Here is a 22573-nt window from a genome sequence, read left to right on the forward strand (position 1 = left end):
ACCATCACCGCGGATGCGCGTGGTGATCGCGATATCGCTCGTGCTCGGCGCGTGTGCGTCGGCTCCGGTCGAGACGCGGCGGAGCGCGACGGTCGTCGAGCCCGACCTCACCTGTTCGGCGGTCGGCGAGCCGCTCGATGTCGAGGCCATCACCGAACCGTCGTTCGAGGGGACGACGCTCTCGGTGGCGTATCGCGTGGTCGCCGCGGACGCGGCGCACCTCGAGCGCGCGCGGGTGCGAGTGCACGTGAGCGACGACGAGCGCGAGTCGATCGTGCTCGGTCCCGCGCGCGAGACGCGGCGTCGCCTCGGCGCCGTCGAGTCGTGGTGGATCGAGGACGTCGAGCTCGCGACGCTGCGGCCGGTGCTCGACGTGCGGGCGGACGTCGAGTGCGGTGACGCGCGTGCGACCTCCGGGGTGTCGCGCATCGAGGGGCCGGACGCGCGTGGCGCGTGGTGCGGGTACGCCGGGAACGGCCGGGCGCCGGTGGTCTCGTTCGACGTCGTCGCGCCGGGCGAGGACGTCGTGGTGCTCGAGGCGCGGTGCGGCGTGATGTTGAGGCTCTCGCGCGGCGCGCTGATCGATGCGTGCGACGGGGAGACGTTGCTCCGCCTCGACGGTCTCCCGCTGGCGGACGTGCGCGCGCCCGAGGACCTCATGCGCCTCACTACGGGTGAGCTCGCGTCGCTCGCCGCTCGCCAGGGCTGCGAGGGCGCGCGGGCGCAGCTGCGCTTCTCGTACGAGCGCGCAGAGGTCGGCGTGTCCGAGCTCGCGGCGCGGGTCGGTGCCGCGGATTGGATCGCCGGCATCGGTCACCGGCGCTCGCGATGACGCGCGTGCGCTTGGCGGGCTGGGTGGGTGCCTCTACGCTTCGCGCCGCTCATGCCGCCCGACACGAACCTCGGCTCGTTCCTCAAGAAGCTGCGCACCCCCGAGACGCGCCTGAACACGCGGCGCGCGCCGGTGTCGCCTTCACCACGAGCACCGCACGCCGTCGTGATCGGCGCGGGGTTCGGCGGGCTCGCTGCGGCGATTCGGCTCCTGGTGCGCGGCTATCGCGTGACCGTGATCGATCGGCTCGATCAAGCCGGTGGTCGCGCGCGCGTGTTCCGCCAGGACGGGTTCGTGTTCGACGCCGGGCCCACGCTCATCACCGCGCCGTTCCTCTTCGAAGAGCTCTGGACGCTCGCGGGGCGTCGCATGGCCGACGACGTCACGTTCGTGCCGATCGATCCGTTCTATCGGATCCGGTTCCACGACGGATCGCAGTTCGACTACACCGGCGATCGTGCGCGCATGAGGAGCGAGATCGCGCGCTTCTCGCCGCGCGACGTCGAGGGCTGGGAGAAGTTCCTCGAGCACAGCGAGCGCATCTATCGCGTCGGCTTCGAGGAGCTCGCGCACGCGCCGTTCTCGAGCCCGCTCGACATGGCGCGCGTCGTCCCCGACATGGTGCGGCTCGAGAACTGGCGCACCGTGATCGGCCTCGTGAGCAAGTACATCGAGGACGAGAAGATGCGGCAGGTCTTCTCGTTCCATCCGCTGCTCGTCGGCGGCAATCCGTACTCGACGTCGTCCATCTACACGCTCATCGCGTTCCTCGAGCGCGAGTTCGGCGTGTGGTTCGCGATGGGCGGCACCGGCGAGGTCGTGCGCGGGATGGTGTCGCTGATCACCGAGCTCGGCGGCACCGTGCGGCTCGGCGCGCAGGTCGACGAGATCCTCGTCGACGACGGTCGCGCGCGCGGCGTGCGCCTCCGTGACGGCGAGGTGGTGCGCGCCGACGTCGTGGTGTCGAACGCCGACTCCGCGTGGACCTATCGCCACCTCGTGCGCCCCGAGCATCGACGCACGTGGAGCGACTTCCGTCTCGACAAGCTCACGCGCTACTCGATGAGCCTCTTCGTCTGGTACTTCGGGACGAACAAGAAGTACGACGACGTCGCGCACCACACGATCGTGCTCGGGCCGCGTTATCGCGAGCTGCTCGAGGACATCTTCGACAAGAAGGTGCTCGCCGACGACTTCTCGCTCTACCTGCACCGACCGACGTGCACCGATGCGTCGATGGCGCCCGAGGGGCACGACTGCTTCTACGTGCTCTCGCCGGTGCCGCACCTCGAGAGCGGCATCGAGTGGACCCCTCGGAAGGTCGAGCAATACCGGCGCGCGATCGCGCAGTCGCTCGGCGAGTCGATCCTGCCGGGCCTCGAGGAGCACGTCGTGAGCTCGCGCGTGCTCACGCCGCAGGGCTTCCTCGACGACTATCTGTCGGTGCACGGCGCGGCGTTCGGCATCGAGCCGGTGCTGCACCAGAGCGCCTACTTCCGCCCGCACAACGAGAGCGAGGACATCAGGGGGCTCTACCTCGTCGGCGCGGGCACACACCCTGGTGCGGGCATGCCCGGTGTGCTCTCGAGCGCGCGTGTGCTCGACACCGTCGTGCCGGATCCCGAGCGGCTCGACGCGTCCGTGAAGCGCGCCTGATCGCGGCGCACGGCTCCGGCGAGCGCTTCGATGCGCCCGACGGGTACTGCGAGCCGCGTGACGGTGGTGCTCCGCCTCCGCCGCAGGGCCAGGGCGACGCGGGCGACCTGATCTGAAATGAGCAGCCGCTAGACGCGACGGCCCGTGGCAGCATCGAACAGGTGGATGCGGTCGCGCCGCAGCCGCACGCCGACGCGATCACCGGGCGCGAGGCGCGGCTCGATCGGCGCGATCGCGACGAGCGCGGTGTCGGCCGCGAGGTGCACGATCGCTTCGTCCCCGAGCGGCTCGACGACGTCGATCGGCAGCATCACGTCGCCCTCGCCCCCGAGCACGACGTCGCGCGGACGCACGCCGACGAGCACGCGCGTGCCGGACGCGAGCGGTGCGTCGATCGCGCCGAGCGCGGTGCGCGCACGTCCTTCGTGCACCTCGCCTTCGATCACGTTCATCGAGGGAGATCCGAGGAAGCGCGCGACGAACACCGTCGCGGGGCGTCGATGCAGCTCCATCGGCTCGCCGATCTGCTCGAGCTCTCCGTCGCGCAGCACCGCGACGCGCGATCCGAGCGTCATCGCTTCTTCTTGATCGTGCGTGACGTAGAGCATCGTCGCGCCGAGCCTCCGGTGCAGGCGATGGAGCTCGGCCCGCATGCGCACGCGCAGCGACGCGTCGAGGTTCGAGAGCGGCTCGTCGAGCAGGAACACGTCGGGCGCGCGCACCATCGCGCGGCCGAGCGCGACGCGCTGGCGCTGTCCGCCCGAGAGCTGCGCGGGCTTGCGCTCGAGCAGCGGCTCGAGGTCGAGGATCGACGCCACCTCGCGCACGCGTCGATCGACGTCGTCGCGCGGGACGCGGCGCGTCTCGAGCGGGAACGCGAGGTTCGCGCGCACGGTCTTGTGCGGATAGAGCGCGTAGCTCTGGAAGACCATCGCGACGTTGCGATCCTGCGGCGGCAGCGCGGTCACGTCGCGCTTGCCGATGCGCACGCGCCCGCTGCTCACGTCCTCGAGCCCCGCGACGATCCGCAGCGCGGTGCTCTTGCCGCACCCCGAGGGCCCGACCAGCACGAGGAGCTCGCCGTCGCGCACCGCGAGATCGAGGCGACGGATGCCGGGCGTGCCGCCCGGATAGATCTTGCTCACCGCGTCGAGCTCGAGCGACGCCATCAGCCCTTCACTCCGCCGCCGGTCAGCCCGCTCACGACGCGCCGCGACACCGCGAGCACGAGCAGCACGACCGGGAGGCTCGCGACGATCGCGCCCGCGAGGATCTCGCCCCACGGCACCTGGTACTGGCCGCGGAAGAGCGCGATCGCGACCGGCACGGTGCGGTGATCGTCTCCGACCGTGAACGCGAGCGCGAACAGCAGCTCGTTCCAGCAGTAGACGAACGTGAGGATCGCGGTGGTGACGATGCCGGGCAGGGCGGGCGGCGCGACGATCTCGACGAGCGTGCGGAGGCGGCTCGCGCCGTCGACGAACGCGGCTTCCTCGAGCTCGCGCGGCAATGCGCGGAGGTGGCCGACGAGGAGCCACACCGCGAGCGGCATCGCGAACGTGAGGTACGGCAGCACGAGCCCGGGGTAGGTGTCGACGAGCCCGACCGCGCGCAGCAGCAGATAGAGCGGCGACACGATCGAGACCTGGGGGAACATCGTCACCGCGAGGACGAGTGCGAGCACCGCGCCGCGACCGCGGAACGGCATGCGCGCGAGCGCGTACGCACACGCGGTGGCGAGCGGCACCGCGAGCGCCGTCGTGCACGCCGCGACGAAGAGCGAGTTGAGGATCGGACGCACGAAGTGGTGCTCGGTGAAGAGCGCTCGGTAGTGCTCGAGCGTGAGCGTGATCGCGGTGGACGCGCCTTGGAGCTCGGACTCCGGTCGCAGCGACGCGACGAGCGCGAGGGCGAGCGGCGCCGCCATCGCGAGGAGCAGGAGCACGCCGCAGCCGCGCGCCTTCATCGCCGCGTCTCCTCGGCGCCGAGCACGCGCACGCAGACGAGCGCGAAGATCGCGGTGCACGCGAAGATCACGATCGAGATCGCCGAGCCGTAGCCGAAGCGCAGGTCGGAGAAGAGCGTCTGGAAGTCGTAGAGCGCGAGCGGCTCGGTCGCGGTGCCGGGCCCACCGCCCGTGAGCACGTACGCGAGGTCGAACACGCGGAAGGCATCGAGCGCGCGGAAGAGCAACGCGACGACGAGCGCCGGTCGCAGCAGCGGCAGCGTGATGTGGACGAAGCGCCGCACCGGGCCGGCACCGTCGACGCGCGCCGCTTCGTGCAGCGCGGGATCGATCGACGTGAGCCCGGCGAGCAGCAGCAGCGCGACGAACGGCGTGGTCTTCCACACGTCGGCCGCGATCAGCGGGATCCACGCTGCGCTCGGATGCGAGAGGAATGCGAAGGGCTCGTCGCGCAGGCCGAGCGCGACCAGCGCGTCGCTCGCGAACGAACGATCTCCCTCGAAGAGGAAGCGCCACACCAGCGCGGCGACGACGGTCGGCAGCGCCCACGGGAGCAGCGCCATCGCGCGGGTGATGCCGCGCCATCGGCGCGTAGCGTCGAGGACGAGCGCGAGCGCGAGACCGAGCAGCACCTCGAGCACGACGCAGCACGTCGTGAAGAGCACGGTGTGCGCGAGCGCTTCCCAGAAGCGCGGCGTGGACGCGAGCTCGCCGTAGTTCGCGAGCCCGACGAGCGGTCGACCTCGCCACGGCGCGCGCAGGTCGTGGTCGTGCAGCGACTCCGCGAACGTGAGGGTGAGCGGGACGATCGCGAAGAGCGCGATGACGAGCAGCGCGGGCAGCACGAGCCCCCACGCGACGCGCTCCTCGCGCGTCAGCGCGCGAGCGCGCCACGCCAGCCACCCCACCGCGACGATCGCGGCGACCAGCGCGAGCCATCCCAGCCACGTCGCGGACGACGCCGCGCTCGGAGGGCGCGACGCGTGCGCCAGTCGAGCCCGCATCTCGTCCGCCGCGGCGGAGAGCGCAGCGCGCGGCGACTCCTGGTTCGTGAGCGCGCGATGCAGGTGGATCTGCAGCGCGCGCGAGATCTCGCCGTACACCGGTGTCGACGGACGCAGCGCGGCGCGCAGGATCACCTCGCGCGCCTCGTGCGCCGGGATCGGCGAGGCTTCGGCGAAGCGCGGATCGTCGTAGAGCGAGGGGCGCGGCGGGAGCTGCCCCGCGATCGCGAGCCGCTCGAGCATCTGCTCGGGCCTCGAGAGGAACTCGATCAGCGCGAACGCCTCGTCGGGATGCTCGGAGCGCGCGTTGATCGCGAGCAGCTGCCCGCCGAGCGCCGCGGTCGGCGCGCCGTCCGGTGTGCCGGGCATCGGCGCGACCGCGAAGCGACCCGCGATGGGCGAGGCCTGCATCAGCCGGTACGCGTACGGCCAGTTGCGCATGAAGAGCGCGCGCCCGTTCTGGAACGCGAAGCGCGCCTGCTCCTCGCGGAACGAGAGCGCCTCCTCGGGGATCACACGATCGACGTGGATCGCGTCGCGCATCCACTCGAGCGCGCGCACCGCCGCGTCGGAGTCGACGACGACCTCGCCGCGCGCGTCGACGATCTCGCCGCCGTACGCGCCGAGCATCTCGACGAACACCGTGACGAGCCCTTCGCCGCGCGCCGCCGAGAGCACGAGCCCGTGATCGACGCGCGCATCGCGCGCCCTCGCCGTGAGCTCGTCGAGCGACGCCGGCGCGTGATCGACGAGGTCGGTGCGCCAGTAGAGCATCCCGACGTCGACGAACCACGGCATCGCGAAGAGCCGACCGTCGTGACGACCGGCCTCGAGCACGCGCGGGAACGTGTCGCGCACGTCGGGCGCGAAGCGATCGAGCGGAAGGATCCATCCCGCCGACGCGAGCTCCGCCGTCCAGATGACGTCGATCTGGAGGAGGTCGGGCTCGCTCACGCCCGCGTTCAGCCACTGCACGTAGAGCTGGTGCCGCGGGTCGGGATCGTCGGGCATCTCGATCGTCGCGACGCGCACGCCGGGGTGCTCGTCCTCGAACCGGCGCAGCTGTCGCGCGAGGATCGAGCGCTCCTCGCCGACCGCGCTGACCGGGAACGTGAGCACGACCGCGTCGTCACGCTCGCGCGGCGCGCACGAGATCACGGCGAGCAGCGCGAGGCAGACGGTGAAGCGCACCGGCTCTCGCGACTCCATGCGCGCCGTTCTCGCGATCACCAGTCCTGTGACGCGGTCGTGGGATCGCCCAGCCTGCTACAGTGCCCGCCCGTGAGCGCCGCGATCGAACGGGACCTCGAGGCGTGTCGTGCGCTGCTCGCGCGGGGATCGAAGTCCTTCGCGTTCGCCTCGCGCGCGCTGCCCTATCGGCTGCGCGATCCGGTGGCGGCGTTCTACGCGTTCTGTCGCGTGTCCGACGACGCGGTCGACGAGAGCGACGACCCGCGCGCTGCGCTGGCCACGCTGCACGCGCGCCTCGACGCGGCGTACGCGGGCACGCCCCACGACGACCCGGTCGACCGCGCGCTCGCGTGGCTCGCCCACACCCACGGCCTTCCGCGCGGCCCGCTCGAGGCGCTGCTCGAGGGCTACCTGTGGGACGTCGAGCGCCGCACCTACGAGGACCTCGCGGGCACCATCGCGTACTCGGCGCGCGTCGCGTCGAGCGTCGGGGTCGCGATGACCGCGCTCATGGGCCGGCGTGCGCCGCGCACCCTCGCGCGCGCCGCGGACCTCGGCGTCGCGATGCAGCTCACGAACATCGCGCGCGACGTCGGCGAGGACGCGCGCAACGGTCGCCTGTACCTCCCGCGCGCGTGGATGCGCGAGGAGGGTGTCGACCCGGATCGATTCGCTTCCGCTCCAACGTTCTCACCGGCGCTCGGACGCGTCGTGCGTCGCGTGCTGGACGAGGCCGACGTGCTCTACGCGCGCGCCGAGGTCGGCATCGCCGATCTCCCGGCGGACTGTCGCCTCGCGATCCGCGCGGCCTCGCGCATCTACCGCGACATCGGGCGGGTGATCCGGTCGCGCGGATGCGATAGCGTCAGCGCGCGGGCTCACACCACCGGGGCACGCAAGGCCCTGCTGCTCGCGCGTGCCACCGTGGTCGCGGGCGGAAGCGCGTCCGACGACGCGCCGCTCGCGGAGACGCGCTTCTTGGTCGACGCCGCCGCTGCCTGAACCCGTCTGCTGTGTCGCGGACCGATCGCCGCCTTCTCACGGAGCCCTCGTTGCCGAACGCCTCCTCGCCCGAAGCCATCGTCCCCGAGGCCGACTCTCTCGAAGCTCAGCGCAAGCGCGAGGTCCCGCGCGACTTCGACGACGTCGCGGACACCTACGACTTCCTCACCGGGCTGAACCCCGGCTACCACCGCCACCTGCGGCTCAGCGCCGAGCGCCTCGTGCTCCCGCGCGGCGCACGCGTGCTCGACCTGTGCTGCGGCACCGGCCTGTCGACCGAGGCGCTGCGCGTCACGTACCCCGACGCCGACATCGTCGGGCTCGATGCGTCGGAGGGCATGCTCGCGGTCGCGCGCCGCAAGGAGGTGCTCGCGGGCATCGACTTCGTGCACGGCGACGCGACCGATCCTCGCGCGGCGGGCGTCGAGGGCCCGTTCGACGGGATCCTGATGGCGTACGGGATCCGCAACATCGCCGACCCCGATCGCTGCCTGCGCAACCTGCGCGCGCTGCTCGCGCCGGGCGGGCGCATCGTGTTCCACGAGTACTCGGTCGCCGAGTCGCTGACCGCGCGCGCGGTGTGGGACGCGGTCTGCTACGGGATCATCATCCCCGGCGGGCTCGTCACCGCGGGCGACGCGCGCATCTATCGCTACCTTCGCCAGAGCGTCGTGTCGTTCGACGGAGTGCGCGCCTTCGAGGCGCGCCTCGCGCGCGCCGGCTTCGAGCGGGTGCGCACCGAGCCGATGGACGGCTGGCAGCGCAACGTGCTGCACAGCTTCGTCGCGCACGCGCCGTCGCAGGTGGAGCGAGAGTGACCGGGGATCGCCTCGCGCTCGCGCCGCGCCCGTCGCTCGCCGAGCGGCTCGGGCTCGGTCGCCGCGAGGTGCGCGGTGCGTTCCGCGGCACGCGCGAGCGCGCGGAGCCGGGCACGCGCGTCGCGGTGATCGGCGGCGGCATCGCGGGCACGAGCGCGGCGTGTGTGCTCGCCGAGCGCGGCGTCGAGGTGGTGCTCGTCGAGAAGGAGCCGTTCCTCGGAGGGCGCCTCGCCGCGTGGAGCGAGCGCCTGCCCGACGGGCAGCACTTCATGATGGAGCGCGCGTTCCCCGCGTTCCATCGCCACTACTACAACCTCCGCGCGATCCTGCGGCGCATCGATCCCGAGCTCGCGTCCCTCGAGGCGCTGCCCGACTATCCGATCCTCGGGCCCGACGGAACGACCGACTCGTTCGCGGGTCTGCCCACGACCGCGCCGCTCAACCTGATCTCGCTCTTCCGCCGCACGCCGTGGCTCACGCTGAACGACCTGCGCAAGATCGACGGCGAGTCGTTCCGCGCGATGCTGACGTTCGATCCGATCCGCAGCTACGGCGAGCTCGACGATCGCAGCGCGCGCGACTGGCTCGATCGGCTCGCGCTGCCGCCGCGCGCGAGGGAGATGCTCTTCCGCGTCTTCTCGCGCTCGGTGTTCAACCGCGAAGAAGCGATCAGCGCGGCCGAGATGATTTCGCGCCTGCACTTCTACTTCCTCGGCAACCCCGAGGGCCTGCGCTTCGACGTGCTCGAGGAGCCGACCAGCGACGTCCTGTGGAAGCCGATGGAGCGCTACCTCGCGCGCCACGGCGTCGAGCTGCGCATGGGCGTGAGCGCGACGAAGATCGAGCGCGACAAGATCGGCGCGACGCGGGTGCACCTCGAGGACGGCTCGATCATCGCGTGCGACGGAGCGGTGCTCGCGACGTGCGTGCCCGCGCTGCGCGAGCTCGTGGCGCGCTCGCCCGATCTGCACGAGAGCGCGGAGTTCGCGCGCTCGATCGACTCGCTCACGACGAGCGCGCCGTTCGCGGTGCTGCGGCTCTTCCTCGATCGCCCGGCGAGCCCCGATCGTCTGCCGCACGTGAACGTCGCGGGGCTCGGCGCGCTCGACCAGATCACGATCTTCGATCGCTTCGAGGGCGAGAGCCGCCGCTGGGCGCGACGCCACGGCGGCACCGTGATCCAGCTGCAGGCGGTCGCGCTCGCGGAGGGACGCGAGGAGCGCGCAGTGCGCAACGAGATGGTCTCGACGCTGCGCGCGGTCTACGCGGAGCTCTCGGACGCGAACGTGCTGCACGAAGTCATGATGGTGCGGCAGGACCAGCCGGGCTTCGCGCCGGGCAGCCACGCGACGCGCCCGCGCGTCGTCACGCCGTACGGCAACCTCGTGCTCGCGGGCGACTACGTGAAGCTGCCGTTCCCGACCGCGCTGATGGAGCGCGCAGCGGCGAGCGGCCTGCTCGCGGCGAACCAGCTGCTGGACCGCTGGGACGTGCGCGGCGAGCCGGTGTGGTCGATCCCGCCGCGCGGCTTCATCGCGTCGATGCGCTTCGCGGGGTCGCCCGGCGCCACCTGAGCGCTCTTTAGCCGCGTTCGTAGACTCGTCGGGTCGTGTGCGCCGCCGATAGGCTCGCGGCGTGGAGGTGCCACGATGCGGATGCTCGGCTCCAGCTCTTCGCTCGCGACGTTCCGATACGACCTCGTGTTCCTGCACGCGAGCTTGCTCGCCGATGATCGCCCAGCGGTGAACGCGCTCGCGCCGCGCGTCGCCGCGAAGCTCGCGGAGCTCCGCGCCGAGCGCGACGCGTTCGAGCTCGCCGAGGACGCGGCGGTGGTGTTGCGCGCCCGCAAGGCTCGTCGAGACGCGGTGCTCGACAAGCAGGTCATCGGATTCGGCGGGCACGTGCGAGCGATCGATCCGACGCTCTACGCGGTGTTCTTCAAGTCGCTGAGCCCGTCGCGCGTCGCGAAGCTCGGGCTCGACGACGAGCTCGAGCAGGTGCGGCGCATCGTCGGCGAGCTGGCGCGGCTGCCCGCCGATCACGCGGAGCGCGCGGCCTACGAGACCTCGCTCCGCGGCGCGCTCGACGCGCTGGTCACCGCGAAGGCGGCGAGCAACGAGGCCGACACCGCGCTGGCGCTCGCACGCTCGCGCGTCGAGCAGTTCAAGCTCGAGCTCGACCGCACCCGGGTGGAGCTCCACGGCCAGCTGGTGACGCTCAGCCGCAGCAAGGGCGAGGCGGACGACTTCTTCCGTCCCACCGCGACCGCGCCCGCGAACGACGACAACGAGGGCGATCCCGTCACGCCCCCCGCGAGCTGACGCCGTCGGGCCCTCCGCGTACGCCGCGCCGGGGGGCCCTCGATGCGTCGCGTCGCCGTCGTCGCGCCGGGAGAGACGCTGGCGACGCGCGCGGCGACCGTGGTCGCGGCTGGAGAACGCCTCTCGAGGATCTCGGGAGGCGTTTTCTCGTCTCGAGAAGGGCTCTCGAGGATCTCGGGAGGCGCTTTCTCGTCTGGAGAAGGGCTCTCGAGGATCTCGGGAGGCGTTCTCTCGCCTGGAGCAAGGCTCTCGAGGATCTCGAGAGGCGTTCTCTCGCCTGGAGAAGGCTCCTCGAGGATCTCGAGAGGCGTTCTCTCGCCTGGAGAACGTCCGGGGAAGCGCTCGAGGACGGCTCTCTCGCCTGGAGAACGGTCGCTACTCCGCTTCGGCCGGTGCCGGGATCTCCGCGTCGTCGACGACGGTCAGCGGCTTCTTCTTCGTGCGCAGCTCGTACGTGCGCTCGCAATACTGCGCGTCGTCGTCCCAGAGGCGCGCCGAGCGCGCCTGCACCAGCTTGCGCATCAGCGCGCCCGCGCGCGGCAGCCACGCCATCCGTGGGCGCTCCGAGTACGCCAGCGTCGCTTCGACGATCGCGGTGCGCCCCGTCTCGATCGGCGTCGCGTGGGTCTCGACCAGCGAGCCCACGCCTTCGCCCGCGACGATCGTCATCACGATGCTGCGCGGATCCGGGCAGTGGAACCGCGCGTCGACCTCCATGCCGACCCGCCCCGCGATGCGATAGACGACGCGCACCGTGATCGACTCCGCGTCCTCGCCGATCACCCGCAGGCGCGCGAACGAGTGCGGATGGAAGTGCGCGCCGTGCCAGGGATCGAGCCGGTTCGCGATCACGTCTTGCGTCGCGCAGCGCGCCTCGGTGCGCACCACCGCGTCGAGGAAGCGCGGCGGGCGCACCGGGAGGATCGGCGCGTCGGTCGGCGCCTCGCCCGGCGCGAGCAGCGCCGTGGCACGGACCCACGTCAACACTCCGTCGTCGTGCGTGCGTAGCGGGGCCCACCCTCCGTGCGCCGTCTTCCCGAGCGCGAGCCCGTGCCACGGGCACACCACCTCGCCGCTCGCGCTCACGTGCCCGCACGAGAGCGACGCGCCCATGTGCGGGCACGCGTCCGGCGCGACCTTCACGCGCTCGCCGTCCCACCACGCGACGAGCTCGCGGCCTGCCACCACGTAGTGGCGCGGTCCCTTCGCCTCGCGCACCGCTCGCGTCGCGTCGAGGACCGCCCAGCCGCCGCTCGGCTTCGCGCTCGCGCGCGCGAGCGCGGTCCGGATGCGCCGGGGGTCGGCTTGGATCCAGTCGGGCTCGGGGGGCGACATCGGGCGCCCGGCGACCTCCGCGGGGTCGCGTCCGAGCAGCACGAGGGACCCATCGACGCGGACCGGAAATGTAGGCATCAGGCCCCAAGAGTAGGGTCGACCTGTCTCCTGGTCACGGCCCCAGGGCCGAAGCTACCATTGCGACCCGTGAGCAGCTCGCCCGCCGCCTCGGATCCGCGCTCGCGGATCCCCACGCCCGTCGACGACATGGGCGCGACGGACGCGTCCACGGAAGAGCGCACGTCGGAGACGCGGCGGAAGGCGGCGAACGGCGAGCCCGAGCTCGGCATGGTCGCGGGGCGCTACAAGCTGCTCTCGCGCATCGCCGAGGGCGGCATGGGCGTGGTCTACAAGGCCGAGCACGTCCTCTCGCGCAAGAAGCTCGCGATCAAGATCCTGCACCCGCACCTGTGCCACGGGCGCCAGGCGGTGGAGCGCTTCCGCCGCGAGGTGAGCGCGGCGGCGGAGATCGATCATCCGGGCATCGTCCAGGTGTTCGACGCGGGCGTCGACAACGACGGCTCGTTCTACATGGCGATGGAGCTGCTCGACGGCGAGAGCCTCGGGGCGCGCACCCGTCGCGAGTGGCCGGGCACGCGCACCGCGGTCGAGCTGATCATCGGGATGTGCGCGCCGCTCGCGCGCGCTCACGAGAAGGGCTTCGTCCATCGCGACCTGAAGCCCGACAACGTGTTCATCGCGCGCGATCACACGGGCGTGGAGACGGTGAAGCTGCTCGACTTCGGGCTCGTCCGCGAGGTCACGCGGCGCGGCCCGACGCAGAGCGGGATCACGTTCGGGACGCCCGAGTACATGGCGCCCGAGCAGGCGATGAGCGCGAAGAAGGCGGACGTCGGCGCCGACGTGTGGTCGGTCGGCGTGATGCTCTACGAGCTGCTCGCAGGACGTCATCCGTTCACCGGCGAGACCGCGAACGCGGTGATGGCGAACGCGATCAAGGAGCCGCACCCGCGCCTCGCCGAGGTCGCGCCGCACGTGCCCGAGGAGCTCGCGAGGATCGTCGAGAAGTGCCTCGAGAAGGACCCGGCGCGGCGGCCGCGCCACGCGGGCGAGCTCGGCGCGGCGCTGCGCACGCTGACGACGCGCACGACGCTCGACGATCAGCGGCCGCAGAACCCGGTGCTGCGCTCGCACATCGAGTCCGACGAGGACGACGTCGAGGAAGGCCAGGCGAGCGACGGGCTCGACCTCGACGAGCACGCGCTGCTGTCGTCGCCGTCGCCCCAGGCAGGAGCGCTCGATGCGCTCGCGGCGCGCGCCGGGCTCGACCCGACCGATCCCGGGGGACGCCCCACGAAGCCGAACAAGACGCTCGCCCGGTACGGTGCGTGGGTCGCGGTGGGCGCGGGTGCGCTCGGGCTGGTCGGCGTCATCGGGTGGGCGCTCTCGCAGCGCGACGGAGCGGCGATCGTGGCGACGCAGCTGCCGGAGGCGCCGTCGGCGGTCGCGCCGGTGGTCGTCGGCGAGGCTACCGTGGCCGTCCCGGCCGCCGAGGAGCCCGCGGCGCCGGTGGTGATCGCGCCCGAGACGGGCGGCCTCCAGCGGGGCGCCCAGGGGCCGGTGGAGGGCACCGCGGAGGCGGTGGCGCCGCTGGTCGAGCCGGCGGCCGAGGAGGCGGCGCCCGAGGCGGTGCGCAGCAGCACGCGCCCGCGACGGGCGGCGAGCGGCTCGAGCGAGGGGAGCGAGAGCGCGCTCGCGGAGGCGCAGGCGTGCCTCCAGCGCGGCGACACCCGGTGCGCGGTCCAGCTGCTCCAGGGCGGCCAGAGCGCCGCGGAGATGTCGCTGCTCGTCGACGTGTACCGGATGCAGGGCCGCACCGGCGAGGCGCGCTCGGTGATGCAGCGCTACCTGCGGCGGTTCTCGCGCGGCGCGAACGCCGAGGCGTACCGTCGCGAGCTCGCGCTCGGCGGCGAGTGACGGGTCAGGCGTAGCCGAGCCGGCCCGGCGTCACGAACGTCGCGATCTCGCCGGGGATCGGATCGCGCCCGAGGTCGGACCACTCCTTGTCGATGCGCTTCACCGCGTCGTCGGGCGACACGTGCCACGCGTCGAACCCGTCGTCGTGCGAGCCCACGACGAGCACGCGCTGACGCAGCGCCTCGCGGATGAGCGAGAGCACCGCCTCGCGCGCTTGGTCCTCGGCGCCCTCGGCGATCTGCGCGCGCACGTTCTTCACCACGGCGACGATCAGCCAGAGCCCGATCGCGCCGTCCTCGGCGCTCGCGACGAGGCTCGCGAGGAGGGGATCGCCTTCCGCTTCCTCAGCCATGCGCTTCCTCAGCCATCGTGTACCTCGAGCGCGCGCAGCAGCGGCGTCGCCGCGTCGGCGGTGGCGCGGCGATCGAGCTTGCCGCTCCCCGCGACGACGAGCGAGGGAAGTCGCGCGATGCGGCGCGGTCGCTTGAAGCGCGCGAGCACGCGCGAGAGCGCGCGCGCGATCGTCGCGTCGTCGGGCGCCCGCTCGTCGACGACGATCGCGGCGGCGACGATCTGTCCCCAGCGATCGTCGGGCACGCCGAACACGCACGCCGCGCGCACGCCGTCGATGCGCTCGAGCGCGGCCTCGACCTCGGCGGGATAGACGTTCTCGCCGCCGCTCACGATCAGATCGGTGCGGCGCGCGAGCACGTGCAGGCGACCGCGCGCGTCGAGCTCGCCGAGATCGCCGGTGTCGTACCAGCCGTCGTGATCGAACGGCGAGACGACCTGGCCGAGCCAGCCGTCGAACATCGTCGGGCCGCGCACCTCGATCGTGCCGCGCGCGCCGATGCGCACCCCGGTGCCGGGCAGCGGATGTCCCGCGCCCTCGGCGAGCGAGCGTACGTCGCTGCGCGCGGTGGTGACCTGCGAGCACGCTTCGGTGAGGCCGTAGGTCGTGCGCAGCGGGAGGTCCGCTTCCACCGCGCGCATCAGCAGGCGCTCGGGGCACGCGGCGCCGCCGAGCAGGATCGTGCGCAGCGTCGCGGGGCGCACGAAGCCGGCGTCGAGCAGCCGCGCGAGCATCGTCGGAACGAGCGACACGAGCGTGACGCCGCGTCGCTCGATCGCGTCGCGGGTGCGCGTCTCGTCGAAGGGCCCGGCGAGCACGATCGTGGAGCGCGCGATCAGCGAGCGCACGACGACCGAGAGGCCGCCGACGTGCGCGATCGGCATGCAGAGCAGCCAGCGATCGCTCGGGGTGAGCGGCAGGTTCACGGCGCTCGCGCGCGCCGAGGCGAGGAACGCGCGGCGCGCGAGCAGGGCGCCCTTGGCCTTGCCGGTGGTGCCCGACGTGTAGAGCACGGCGAGGGTGCGCGCGGGATCGATCGCGCCCTCGCGCGGCCGCGGCGGCTCGTGCCCGACGTGCGCCTCGGTCTGGCTCGGGAGGACCACGCGCGGCGCGCTCTCGTCGATCACCACGTCGCGCTCGGCGTCGGTCCACCGCGGATGGAGCATGACCAGCGGCGCGCCGATCTCGATCGCGGCGAGCACGTCCACGATGTGCGCGCGCGTCGGCGAGCCCACGACCGCGATGCGCGCCGCGGGATCGTGCCCATCGACGCCGTGCGCCGCGAGCATCGCGATGCGCTCGTCCACCTGCGCTTCGAGGGCGCGCCACGAGATCGCGTCGCCGTCCTCGTCGATCAGCGCGTCGCAGTCGCCACGTTCGCGCGCTGCGGCGCGCACCGAGAGCGGCTCGCTCAACCGAGTCCTCCTCCGTCGGGTCGCTCGATGCGGAACGCACCGATCACACGGGGCACCGGGATCGCGCTTCCGTGCTCGTCGATCCACTGATCGACGCCGGCGTACCGCGCGAGGCCGTGTACTTCGCTCGTCCCGCCGGGCGCACCCGCGAGCGCGAGGGCGAGGTGCGCGCACGCGGCGAACGCGCGCGGCGCGTCGTAGAGATGGCTCACGATCGCCCGCGCCCCGCGCGCCTTCGCGCTCTCCGCGAGCGCGAGCGCGCGACCGATGCCGCCGAGCAGCGCCGGCTTCAGCACGAGCGCCTGAGCGCGTCCGAGATCGAGCGCACGCAGCGCGCGCACCGGGTCTCGCGCGAGGCTCTCGTCGAGCCCGACCGCGAGCGGAAGTCGGCGCTCCATCGCGAGCAGGCGCTCGACCGGGAAGGGCTCCTCGAGCAGCTCGCAGCCGATCTCGGCGAGCATGCCGATGCGGCGATCGTGCTCGTCCTCGAGCGTGCCGTTCGCGTCGGCGCGGATGCGCACGGTCGGGCCGAGCTCCTTGCGAAGCGCGCGCAGCAGCGCGCACTCCTCGTCGATGCGATCGGGTCGCCCGATCTTCACCTTGAGCGCGCCGGCGCCCGCGGAGAGCGCGACGGTCGCGCGCACCACCGCGGTGTCGAGATCGTCGAGCAGCGCGGCGGTCGACACCGCGCCCGCGGGCTCGCGCTCGGCGAGCATCGCCGCGACGGACAGGTTGCGGGCGCGCCCGACCAGATCGAGCAGCGCGGCCTCGACGGCGAAGCGCGCCGAGGGCACGTCGTCGGGGACGAGCAGCGCAGCGAGCGTGAGCGGATCGTCGATCTCGGGATCGATGTCGGCCCACGGGATCGCGCGCAGCGAGCGCTCGACGAGCTCGAGTGTCTCGCCGCTCATCTGAGGCAGCGGCGCGGCCTCGGCGCGGCCGACGTGCGTGCCGTCGCTCACCGCGATCGCGATCGCCTCGCGATCGAGCCAGCGTCGCGTCGCGTCGCCCGCGGCCCGAGGCAGCTTCACGCGCATGCGCACGAGCGACGCCTGGAGCATCAGAGATCTCCCGTCGTCGGGCAGGTACGAGAGTGTGCTCGAGCGCCGTGGCGCATGCGTCGTCCTCCGGAGGCGGCGCCCCGGTTCCCGCGAGATGGGCTCGTGCCGACGAGCCTACAAGGGCTCGGCTAGCCGAGGGCGATGCCGATCGAGAAGAGCACGCCGAAGATCAGGAGGAGCCGCGCGGTGCCGGCGAGCGTCGCGTTGAGCGGGGCGCCCTCGCGGGCGCGCACCTCGCCGAACAGCCGCATCGCGAGCGGGAACGTCACGACCGGGAGCATCACCCAGGGTGACGCGAGCCCCTCGAGCCACATCGCGACCGGCGTCGCGTACGACGCGAGGATCAAGAGGCCGTACTCGATCTCCGCGCCGGTGCGCCCGAACCGCACCGCGAGCGTGCGCTTGCCGGCCTTCACGTCGGTGACGCGATCGCGCAGGTTGTTCACGACGAGGATCGCGGTCGCGATCGCGCCGACGGGCACGCTCGCCCACCACGCGATCGCGGGCACGTCGCCGGTCTGTACGAAGGTGGTCCCGCACACCGCGACGAACCCGAAGAAGATCATCACGAAGACGTCGCCGAGCCCGTTGTAGCCGAGCGGGTAGGGCCCGCCGGTGTACGCGATGCCGCTCAGGATCGACGCGATGCCGATCGCGACGATCGGCCAGCCCGCCTGCGCGACGAGGTACACGCCGCACGCGGTCGAGAACAGGAACGCGAGGATCATCCCGCGGCGCATCGCGCGCGCGTCGATGAGCCCGGCCTGCACTGCGCGGGTCGGCCCGAGGCGCTCTTCGGTGTCGGCGCCCTTCTCGGCGTCGAACACGTCGTTCGCGAAGTTCGTCCCGATCTGGATCCCGAACGCGCCGAGCAACGCGGCGAGCGCGGTATCCCATCGGAGGCCGTTCATCGCCGCGGCGCACGCGGTGCCGACCGCGACCGGCACGAACGCAGCGGTCAGCGTCGCGGGGCGCGAGGCGAGCAGCCAAGCGCGCGTCGATCCGGGCTGCACGTTCGTCGTCATGCTGTGTCTTCCTGGAGGAGGGACTCCTGGAGCAGGATCGCGGCGAGCGCATCGGGTCGCTCGAGGCCCACGTCGTGACCGGCGCCGCCGACCACGTGCAACGTCGCGCGCGGAAGGCGCTCGAGCATGCGCGTCGCGATCGCGCGCAGCTTGGCGTCCTCGCTGCCCACGACGAGGCGCGTGGGCACGTCGAGCGTGGCGAGCTCGGGCCAGAGGCTCGGCATCGCGCCCTGGCCGAGCACGCGCAGGCTCGTCGCGAGCCCGCCGGCGCGCTGAGCGAGACGGATGCGGCGATGCGCGGCGCGCACCTCGGGCGAGAGCGTCTGCTGGGTCGCGAAGATGGGCTCGCGCTCCCACGCATCGACGAACGCGTCGAGGCCTTCGCGCTCGAGCATCCGGGCGCGCGCTTCGTCGGCCTCGCGTCGTGCTGCGCGCTCGACGTCGTCCTCGATGCCCGGGCTCGCACCGATCAGCGTGAGCTGCGCGATCACCTCGGGACGTCGCAGCGCGACCGCGAGCGCGATGCGCCCGCCGAGCGAGTACCCGACGAGGTGCACTCGGCCCGTGATCGACGCCGCGAGACGTTCGATCTCCTCGTCCCAGGTGCGCGCGGTGCTCGTCGATCCCGCATGACCGAGGAGCGCGAGCGCGTCTGCGTCGGGCACGTGCGCGAGCACCGGCGCCCAGCTCGCAGGCGAGCCCGTGAACCCGTGCAGGAACACGAAGGGCGTGGTCACGTCTCGAGCTCGCGCAAGCGCCGTTCGACGTCCGCGTCGGCGTCGTGGGCGCCGTGGGGCGGCACGATCGCCTCGATGATGGTCACGCCTTCGTGCACCAGCGCGCGCTCGAGCGCGGCATGCAGCGAAGGTGCATCACTCACCCGCGCGAAGCCGAGCCCGAACAGCGCAGCGGCGTGCGCGAGATCGGGGCGGCCCTGATCTGCGAGCGTGAAGTGCGTCATCGCCCAGGGCGCGACGCTCGCGACCGGCAGCTGCTCGAAGATGCGCCCACCGCCGTTCTGCACGACGACGATCGCGAGCGGGGCGGAGACCAGGCGCGCGCTCGCGAGCCCGCCGACGTCGTGGAGCAGCGAGAGATCACCGAGCATCAGCGCGCCCGGCGTGCCGGTCGCGATCGACGCGCCGATCGCGCCGGAGACCAAGCCGTCGATCCCGTTCGCGCCGCGCTGACAGAGCACCGCGACGTCGTGCTCGCCGCCGCGCACGTAGCGATCGACGGTGCGAATGGGCAGCGAGTTGCCGATCGAGAGGTACGCGCCGCGGGGGAGGGCGCGCACGGTTGCGCGCGCAACCGTGCCCTCGCCGAGCGTCGAGCTCTCCTCGAGGTGCGCCTCGATCGCGTGCCACGCGCGTCGCTCGCGCGCGACCCAGCGATCCCTCCACGCCATGTCGAGCTCGAGCACCGGCAGCGAGGACGCGAGCGCGCGCAGCGTCGCGCCGCGATCTCCGAGCAACATCACGCGCGCGCTGCCGTGGGGATCGGTCCAGTCGCTCGCGCCCGCGACGATGCGCGCGATCTCGGGATGACGCGCCACGAAGCGCTCGTACGCGCTCGAGGTCGGCGTCGCGCCGAGCTGCAGGATCACGTCGGGCAGATCGTCGTCGCCGCTGACGCGCAGGGCGAGGTCGAGCGCGTCGAGCGCGACCACACGATCACGCGACCCGAAGCGCAGCTGGCTCGTCGACTCCGCGAAGAGCGGTGCGCCGGTGGTGCGCGCGATCGCGAGCGTTGCCTCGCGCGCCGCGCGATCGTGGGCGGGCATCGGGCCCGCGACGATCCACGGCCGACGTGCGCGCGCGAGCAGCGCGACCGCCTCGTCGATCGCGGGCACCACCTCGCACGACGCAGCGCGGGTGAGCGGCGTCGCGAGCACACGATCGACGCGGGCCCGCAGCGCGAGCTCGCTCGGCGTCTCGGGCGCTCGGGGCTCGAGCGGCTTCCGCGCGCGCAGGTTCAGGTGCACCGGACCGGGCCGCGGATCGCGCGACCTCGCGACCGCCTGCGCGACCGTGCGACGCAGCCCGAAGAGCGCGCTCTCGCTCGCATCGGGCGCGCCGACCTCCGCGAAGAAGCGCACGTGCGATCCGAAGAGCGCGATCTGATCGATCGTCTGCGCCGCGCCGCAGTGCGCGTGCTCGAACGGACGATCCGCGCTCAGGCACACGAGCGGGATGTCGCTCAGCGACGCCTCGATGATCGCGGGATACCAGTGCGCGGGCGCGGTGCCCGACGTGCACAAGAGCGCGACCGGACGCGCGCTCGCGCGCGCCATCCCGAGCGCGACGAACGCCGCGCTGCGCTCGTCGAGCACGTCGACGACGCGCATCTCCTCGCGCGCCGAGATCGCGATCACGAAGGGCGTCGAGCGCGAGCCCGGCGAGATCACGACCTCGCGCACCCCGCTCTCGACGAGCGCGCTCGCGACGATGCGCGCCCACTCGCCGAGCAGCGTGGCGGGGGCGCCGAGGTCGTTCACCGCACCGCTCCGTTCTCTCGGCAGCCCAGCGCCCGCAGCATCGGGCGCATCTTGAGCGCGGTCTCGTCCCACTCGGCCTGCGGATCCGAGCCCTCGACGATGCCGCCGCCCGCCCAGAGCCACGCGCGCGCGCCCTGGATCACGCCGCACCGCAGCGCGACCACGAACTCCGCATCACCGCGCGCGTCGATCCAGCCGAACGGCGCGCCGTACCAGCCGCGCTCGGTCTCGTGCTGCACGATCCACGGCACCGCGTGCTCGACGGGCGTGCCGCCCACCGCGGGCGTGGGATGCAGCGCCGCGATCACGTCGATCGGATGGGTCGGCCTCGCGAGCTCGGCCTCGATCGGCGTGCGCAGGTGCATGACGGTCGACAGCCGACGCACCTGCGGTGCATCGGGATGCGCGACGCGCGCGCACAGCGGCGCGAGGCGCTCGACGATGTGGCGCACGACGTACGCGTGCTCCTCGCGATCCTTCGCGCTCGCCACGAGCCGCTCTCCGCCGCGCTCGGCGTCGGCCGCGATCGATCCTGCGAGCGCCTCGGTCGCGATGCGCGTTCCGCGCTGCACGAAGAGGTGCTCGGGCGTCGCGCCGAGGAACGTCGCGCTGCCCACCCGCGCCATGAAGCGCGTGGTCGGCCCTCGCGTCTCGCCGAGGCGCGTGAGCACGTCGAGCGGCTCGATGTCGCTCGCCGTCGTGATCACGCTGCGCCGCGCCGCGACGATCTTGCGCGCATCCCCGCGCTCGATCGCGCTGCGGATCGCCTCGATCGATCGTGCCCAGCGCGCGGCGTCGAGATGATCGGCGCGCACGATGGTCGCTGCGTCGCTCGGCTGGCGCCGCGCGGTCTCGATCGCGCCGTACACCGCTTCGAGCTCGGCGAGCGCGAGCCGCTCGTCCATCCCGCGCCCGACGTCGATCGCCAGCGTCAACGAAGCGCGCGCACCGTCGCTCGCGTACGTCCAGCGCGGCAGCGTCACCCGCGCATCGCCGAACGACTCCCACGGGGCCGCGCACGCGGTGCCGGCCGCGAACGCGAATCCCACGAACGCGCGCACCGGGATCGCGAGCGCGCCCGCGTCCACGCGATGCACGACCTGCCCGAGCATCGCCTCGCACGCCGCGCGTGCTTCGACGAACCGAGCCTCCCCGCTCGCGCGCGCCTCGCGCGCCACGCCGATCGCGGCGACGCTCACGCCTTCGCTCGGCGCGAACACCCACGTCGTGCCCTTGCGCAGCGCGCGCAGCGGAGCCTCCACCGGCGTGACCGGCGCGGGCACCGTGATCGCGAGCACGCCTTCGCGCGGCGCCTCGAGCAACGTCGCGCGCACGAACGCGCGCGCCGAGTCGATCGACGCCACGCGCGGTGCGCGCGTCTCCGCGTACGACGAGGGCTCGTCGTTGCGGAGCGCGTGCGCCGGAGCGCTCACCGCGCGCCCTCCGGCACACGACCCGTGTAGAGGTGACAGACGCCGAACGTCAGCGGATGCACCTTCACATCGGCCATGCCCGCATCGCGCATCTGCTGCGCGAACGTCTCGGGCTCGGGGAACGCCGCGATCGACGTCTGGAGGTACCGGTACTCCTTCGCGCCCGAGAGCAGCGCGCCGATCGTCGGCACCACGACGTGCACGTGGAAGCGCGCGAGCGGCCCGAGGATCCCGCTGCGAGGCTCGCCGAGCTCCAGGATCGCGACGCGCGCGCCCGGCTTTCCGACGCGCACCATCTCGCGCAGCGCACGAGCACGATCGGGCACGTTGCGGATGCCGAACGCGATCGTGATCGCGTCGAAGCAATCGTCCGGCTGCGCGATCTGCTGCGCGTCGCCCTCGAGCAACGTCACGCGCGTGTCGAGCCCGCCCTTGCTCACCTTCGTGCGGCCGATCGCGAGCATCTCGCGCGACGGATCGATCCCGACCACGTCGACACCGGCGCTGCGACGCGCGGTCATGATCGCGAGATCCGCGGTGCCGGTCGCGAGATCGAGCACGCGCATCCCGGGTGCCAAGCCCAGCGCGCGCACCGTCTTGATGCGCCAGCCCTGATCGATCCCGAGCGAGATGATCCGGTTCAGCAGGTCGTAGCGCTTCGCGATCGCGTCGAAGAACTCGCCCGATCCCGGGCGCACCGTCGTGAGGGCTTCCTGTCCCATGACGA

The 22573-nt window shown here is 72.8% G+C and carries 19 protein-coding genes; 7 read left to right on the forward strand and 12 right to left on the reverse strand.

Annotated features, from left to right (window positions below):
* Positions 1 to 22: 22 nt before the first annotated feature.
* Together DB32_RS42010 and DB32_RS42015 are read left to right on the forward strand one after the other, a co-directional pair.
* A complete protein-coding gene (locus DB32_RS42010; RefSeq protein WP_169791728.1) occupies positions 23 to 832 on the forward strand; it encodes a hypothetical protein in 810 nt (269 codons plus the stop codon).
* A 51-nt stretch (positions 833 to 883) separates the two neighbouring features.
* Positions 884 to 2488, forward strand: a complete 1605-nt coding sequence (locus tag DB32_RS42015; protein WP_083458397.1) for a phytoene desaturase — start codon at positions 884 to 886, stop codon at positions 2486 to 2488.
* A 128-nt stretch (positions 2489 to 2616) separates the two neighbouring features.
* Here the strand turns inward: DB32_RS42015 and DB32_RS42020 are convergent, their stop codons facing one another.
* Genes DB32_RS42020 through DB32_RS42030 form a run of 3 tightly spaced genes read right to left on the reverse strand, consistent with a single transcriptional unit; the run spans position 2617 to position 6667 of the window.
* The gene (locus DB32_RS42020; protein ID WP_053238293.1) at positions 2617 to 3657 is read right to left on the reverse strand and encodes an ABC transporter ATP-binding protein; all 1041 of its coding nucleotides are present in this window, start codon (positions 3655 to 3657) and stop codon (positions 2617 to 2619) included.
* Positions 3657 to 4454, reverse strand: coding sequence for a carbohydrate ABC transporter permease (locus tag DB32_RS42025; RefSeq protein WP_075098168.1), 798 nt, complete (start codon positions 4452 to 4454; stop codon positions 3657 to 3659). Before DB32_RS42025 ends, DB32_RS42020 begins: the two co-directional genes overlap by 1 nt.
* Entirely contained in the window at positions 4451 to 6667 is a 2217-nt protein-coding gene (locus tag DB32_RS42030; RefSeq protein ID WP_053238295.1) for an extracellular solute-binding protein, read from the reverse strand. Before DB32_RS42030 ends, DB32_RS42025 begins: the two co-directional genes overlap by 4 nt.
* Before the next feature lie 72 nt (positions 6668 to 6739).
* On the opposite strand from DB32_RS42030, the gene DB32_RS42035 reads away from it, so the two are divergent.
* The 4 genes from DB32_RS42035 to DB32_RS42050 all read left to right on the forward strand — a co-directional run bounded on the left by DB32_RS42035 (position 6740) and on the right by DB32_RS42050 (position 10790).
* A complete protein-coding gene (locus DB32_RS42035) occupies positions 6740 to 7651 on the forward strand; it encodes a phytoene/squalene synthase family protein (RefSeq protein WP_053238296.1) in 912 nt (303 codons plus the stop codon).
* Between the two features lie 50 nt (positions 7652 to 7701).
* Positions 7702 to 8469 carry a class I SAM-dependent methyltransferase gene (locus DB32_RS42040; protein ID WP_240481323.1) on the forward strand — a complete coding sequence of 256 codons (768 nt, stop codon included), beginning with the start codon at positions 7702 to 7704 and terminating at the stop codon, positions 8467 to 8469.
* A complete protein-coding gene (locus DB32_RS42045) occupies positions 8466 to 10043 on the forward strand; it encodes a hydroxysqualene dehydroxylase (protein ID WP_053238297.1) in 1578 nt (525 codons plus the stop codon). The genes DB32_RS42040 and DB32_RS42045 overlap by 4 nt, the downstream gene beginning before the upstream one ends.
* 75 nt (positions 10044 to 10118) lie before the next feature.
* Positions 10119 to 10790, forward strand: coding sequence for a hypothetical protein (locus DB32_RS42050; protein ID WP_157070339.1), 672 nt, complete (start codon positions 10119 to 10121; stop codon positions 10788 to 10790).
* A 375-nt stretch (positions 10791 to 11165) separates the two neighbouring features.
* Here DB32_RS42050 and DB32_RS42055 read toward each other — a convergent pair whose 3' ends face one another.
* Positions 11166 to 12167 (reverse strand): DUF5914 domain-containing protein, encoded by a 1002-nt coding sequence (locus DB32_RS42055; RefSeq protein WP_205627130.1) that lies wholly within the window; start codon positions 12165 to 12167, stop codon positions 11166 to 11168.
* 105 nt (positions 12168 to 12272) lie between these two features.
* Between DB32_RS42055 and DB32_RS42060 the strand changes: the two genes are divergently transcribed.
* Positions 12273 to 14063: a serine/threonine-protein kinase gene (locus tag DB32_RS42060; RefSeq protein WP_053238299.1), complete on the forward strand. Its 1791-nt coding sequence runs from the start codon at positions 12273 to 12275 to the stop codon at positions 14061 to 14063.
* Positions 14064 to 14067: 4 nt separating this feature from the next.
* On the opposite strand, the gene DB32_RS42065 is transcribed toward DB32_RS42060, so the two are convergent.
* From DB32_RS42065 to ubiE, 8 genes are all read right to left on the reverse strand, one after another.
* Positions 14068 to 14415, reverse strand: a complete 348-nt coding sequence (locus DB32_RS42065; RefSeq protein WP_053238300.1) for a hypothetical protein — start codon at positions 14413 to 14415, stop codon at positions 14068 to 14070.
* Between the two features lie 8 nt (positions 14416 to 14423).
* Positions 14424 to 15830, reverse strand: coding sequence for a class I adenylate-forming enzyme family protein (locus DB32_RS42070; RefSeq protein WP_053238301.1), 1407 nt, complete (start codon positions 15828 to 15830; stop codon positions 14424 to 14426).
* Positions 15827 to 16891 carry an enolase C-terminal domain-like protein gene (locus tag DB32_RS42075; RefSeq protein WP_053238302.1) on the reverse strand — a complete coding sequence of 355 codons (1065 nt, stop codon included), beginning with the start codon at positions 16889 to 16891 and terminating at the stop codon, positions 15827 to 15829. The genes DB32_RS42070 and DB32_RS42075 overlap by 4 nt, the downstream gene beginning before the upstream one ends.
* A gap of 128 nt (positions 16892 to 17019) precedes the next feature.
* Entirely contained in the window at positions 17020 to 17916 is an 897-nt protein-coding gene (locus DB32_RS42080) for a 1,4-dihydroxy-2-naphthoate polyprenyltransferase (RefSeq protein WP_053238303.1), read from the reverse strand.
* Positions 17913 to 18653: an alpha/beta fold hydrolase gene (locus DB32_RS42085; RefSeq protein ID WP_053238304.1), complete on the reverse strand. Its 741-nt coding sequence runs from the start codon at positions 18651 to 18653 to the stop codon at positions 17913 to 17915. The genes DB32_RS42080 and DB32_RS42085 overlap by 4 nt, the downstream gene beginning before the upstream one ends.
* Positions 18650 to 20413, reverse strand: coding sequence for a 2-succinyl-5-enolpyruvyl-6-hydroxy-3-cyclohexene-1-carboxylic-acid synthase (gene menD, locus DB32_RS42090; RefSeq protein ID WP_053238305.1), 1764 nt, complete (start codon positions 20411 to 20413; stop codon positions 18650 to 18652). The genes DB32_RS42085 and menD overlap by 4 nt, the downstream gene beginning before the upstream one ends.
* Positions 20410 to 21846 (reverse strand): isochorismate synthase, encoded by a 1437-nt coding sequence (locus tag DB32_RS42095; RefSeq protein WP_053238306.1) that lies wholly within the window; start codon positions 21844 to 21846, stop codon positions 20410 to 20412. Before DB32_RS42095 ends, menD begins: the two co-directional genes overlap by 4 nt.
* Positions 21843 to 22568: a bifunctional demethylmenaquinone methyltransferase/2-methoxy-6-polyprenyl-1,4-benzoquinol methylase UbiE gene (ubiE, locus tag DB32_RS42100; RefSeq protein ID WP_053238307.1), complete on the reverse strand. Its 726-nt coding sequence runs from the start codon at positions 22566 to 22568 to the stop codon at positions 21843 to 21845. The genes DB32_RS42095 and ubiE overlap by 4 nt, the downstream gene beginning before the upstream one ends.
* Positions 22569 to 22573 lie beyond the last annotated feature (5 nt).

It is taken from the genome of Sandaracinus amylolyticus (assembly GCF_000737325.1).
Taxonomy (GTDB): domain Bacteria; phylum Myxococcota_A; class Polyangia; order Polyangiales; family Sandaracinaceae; genus Sandaracinus; species Sandaracinus amylolyticus.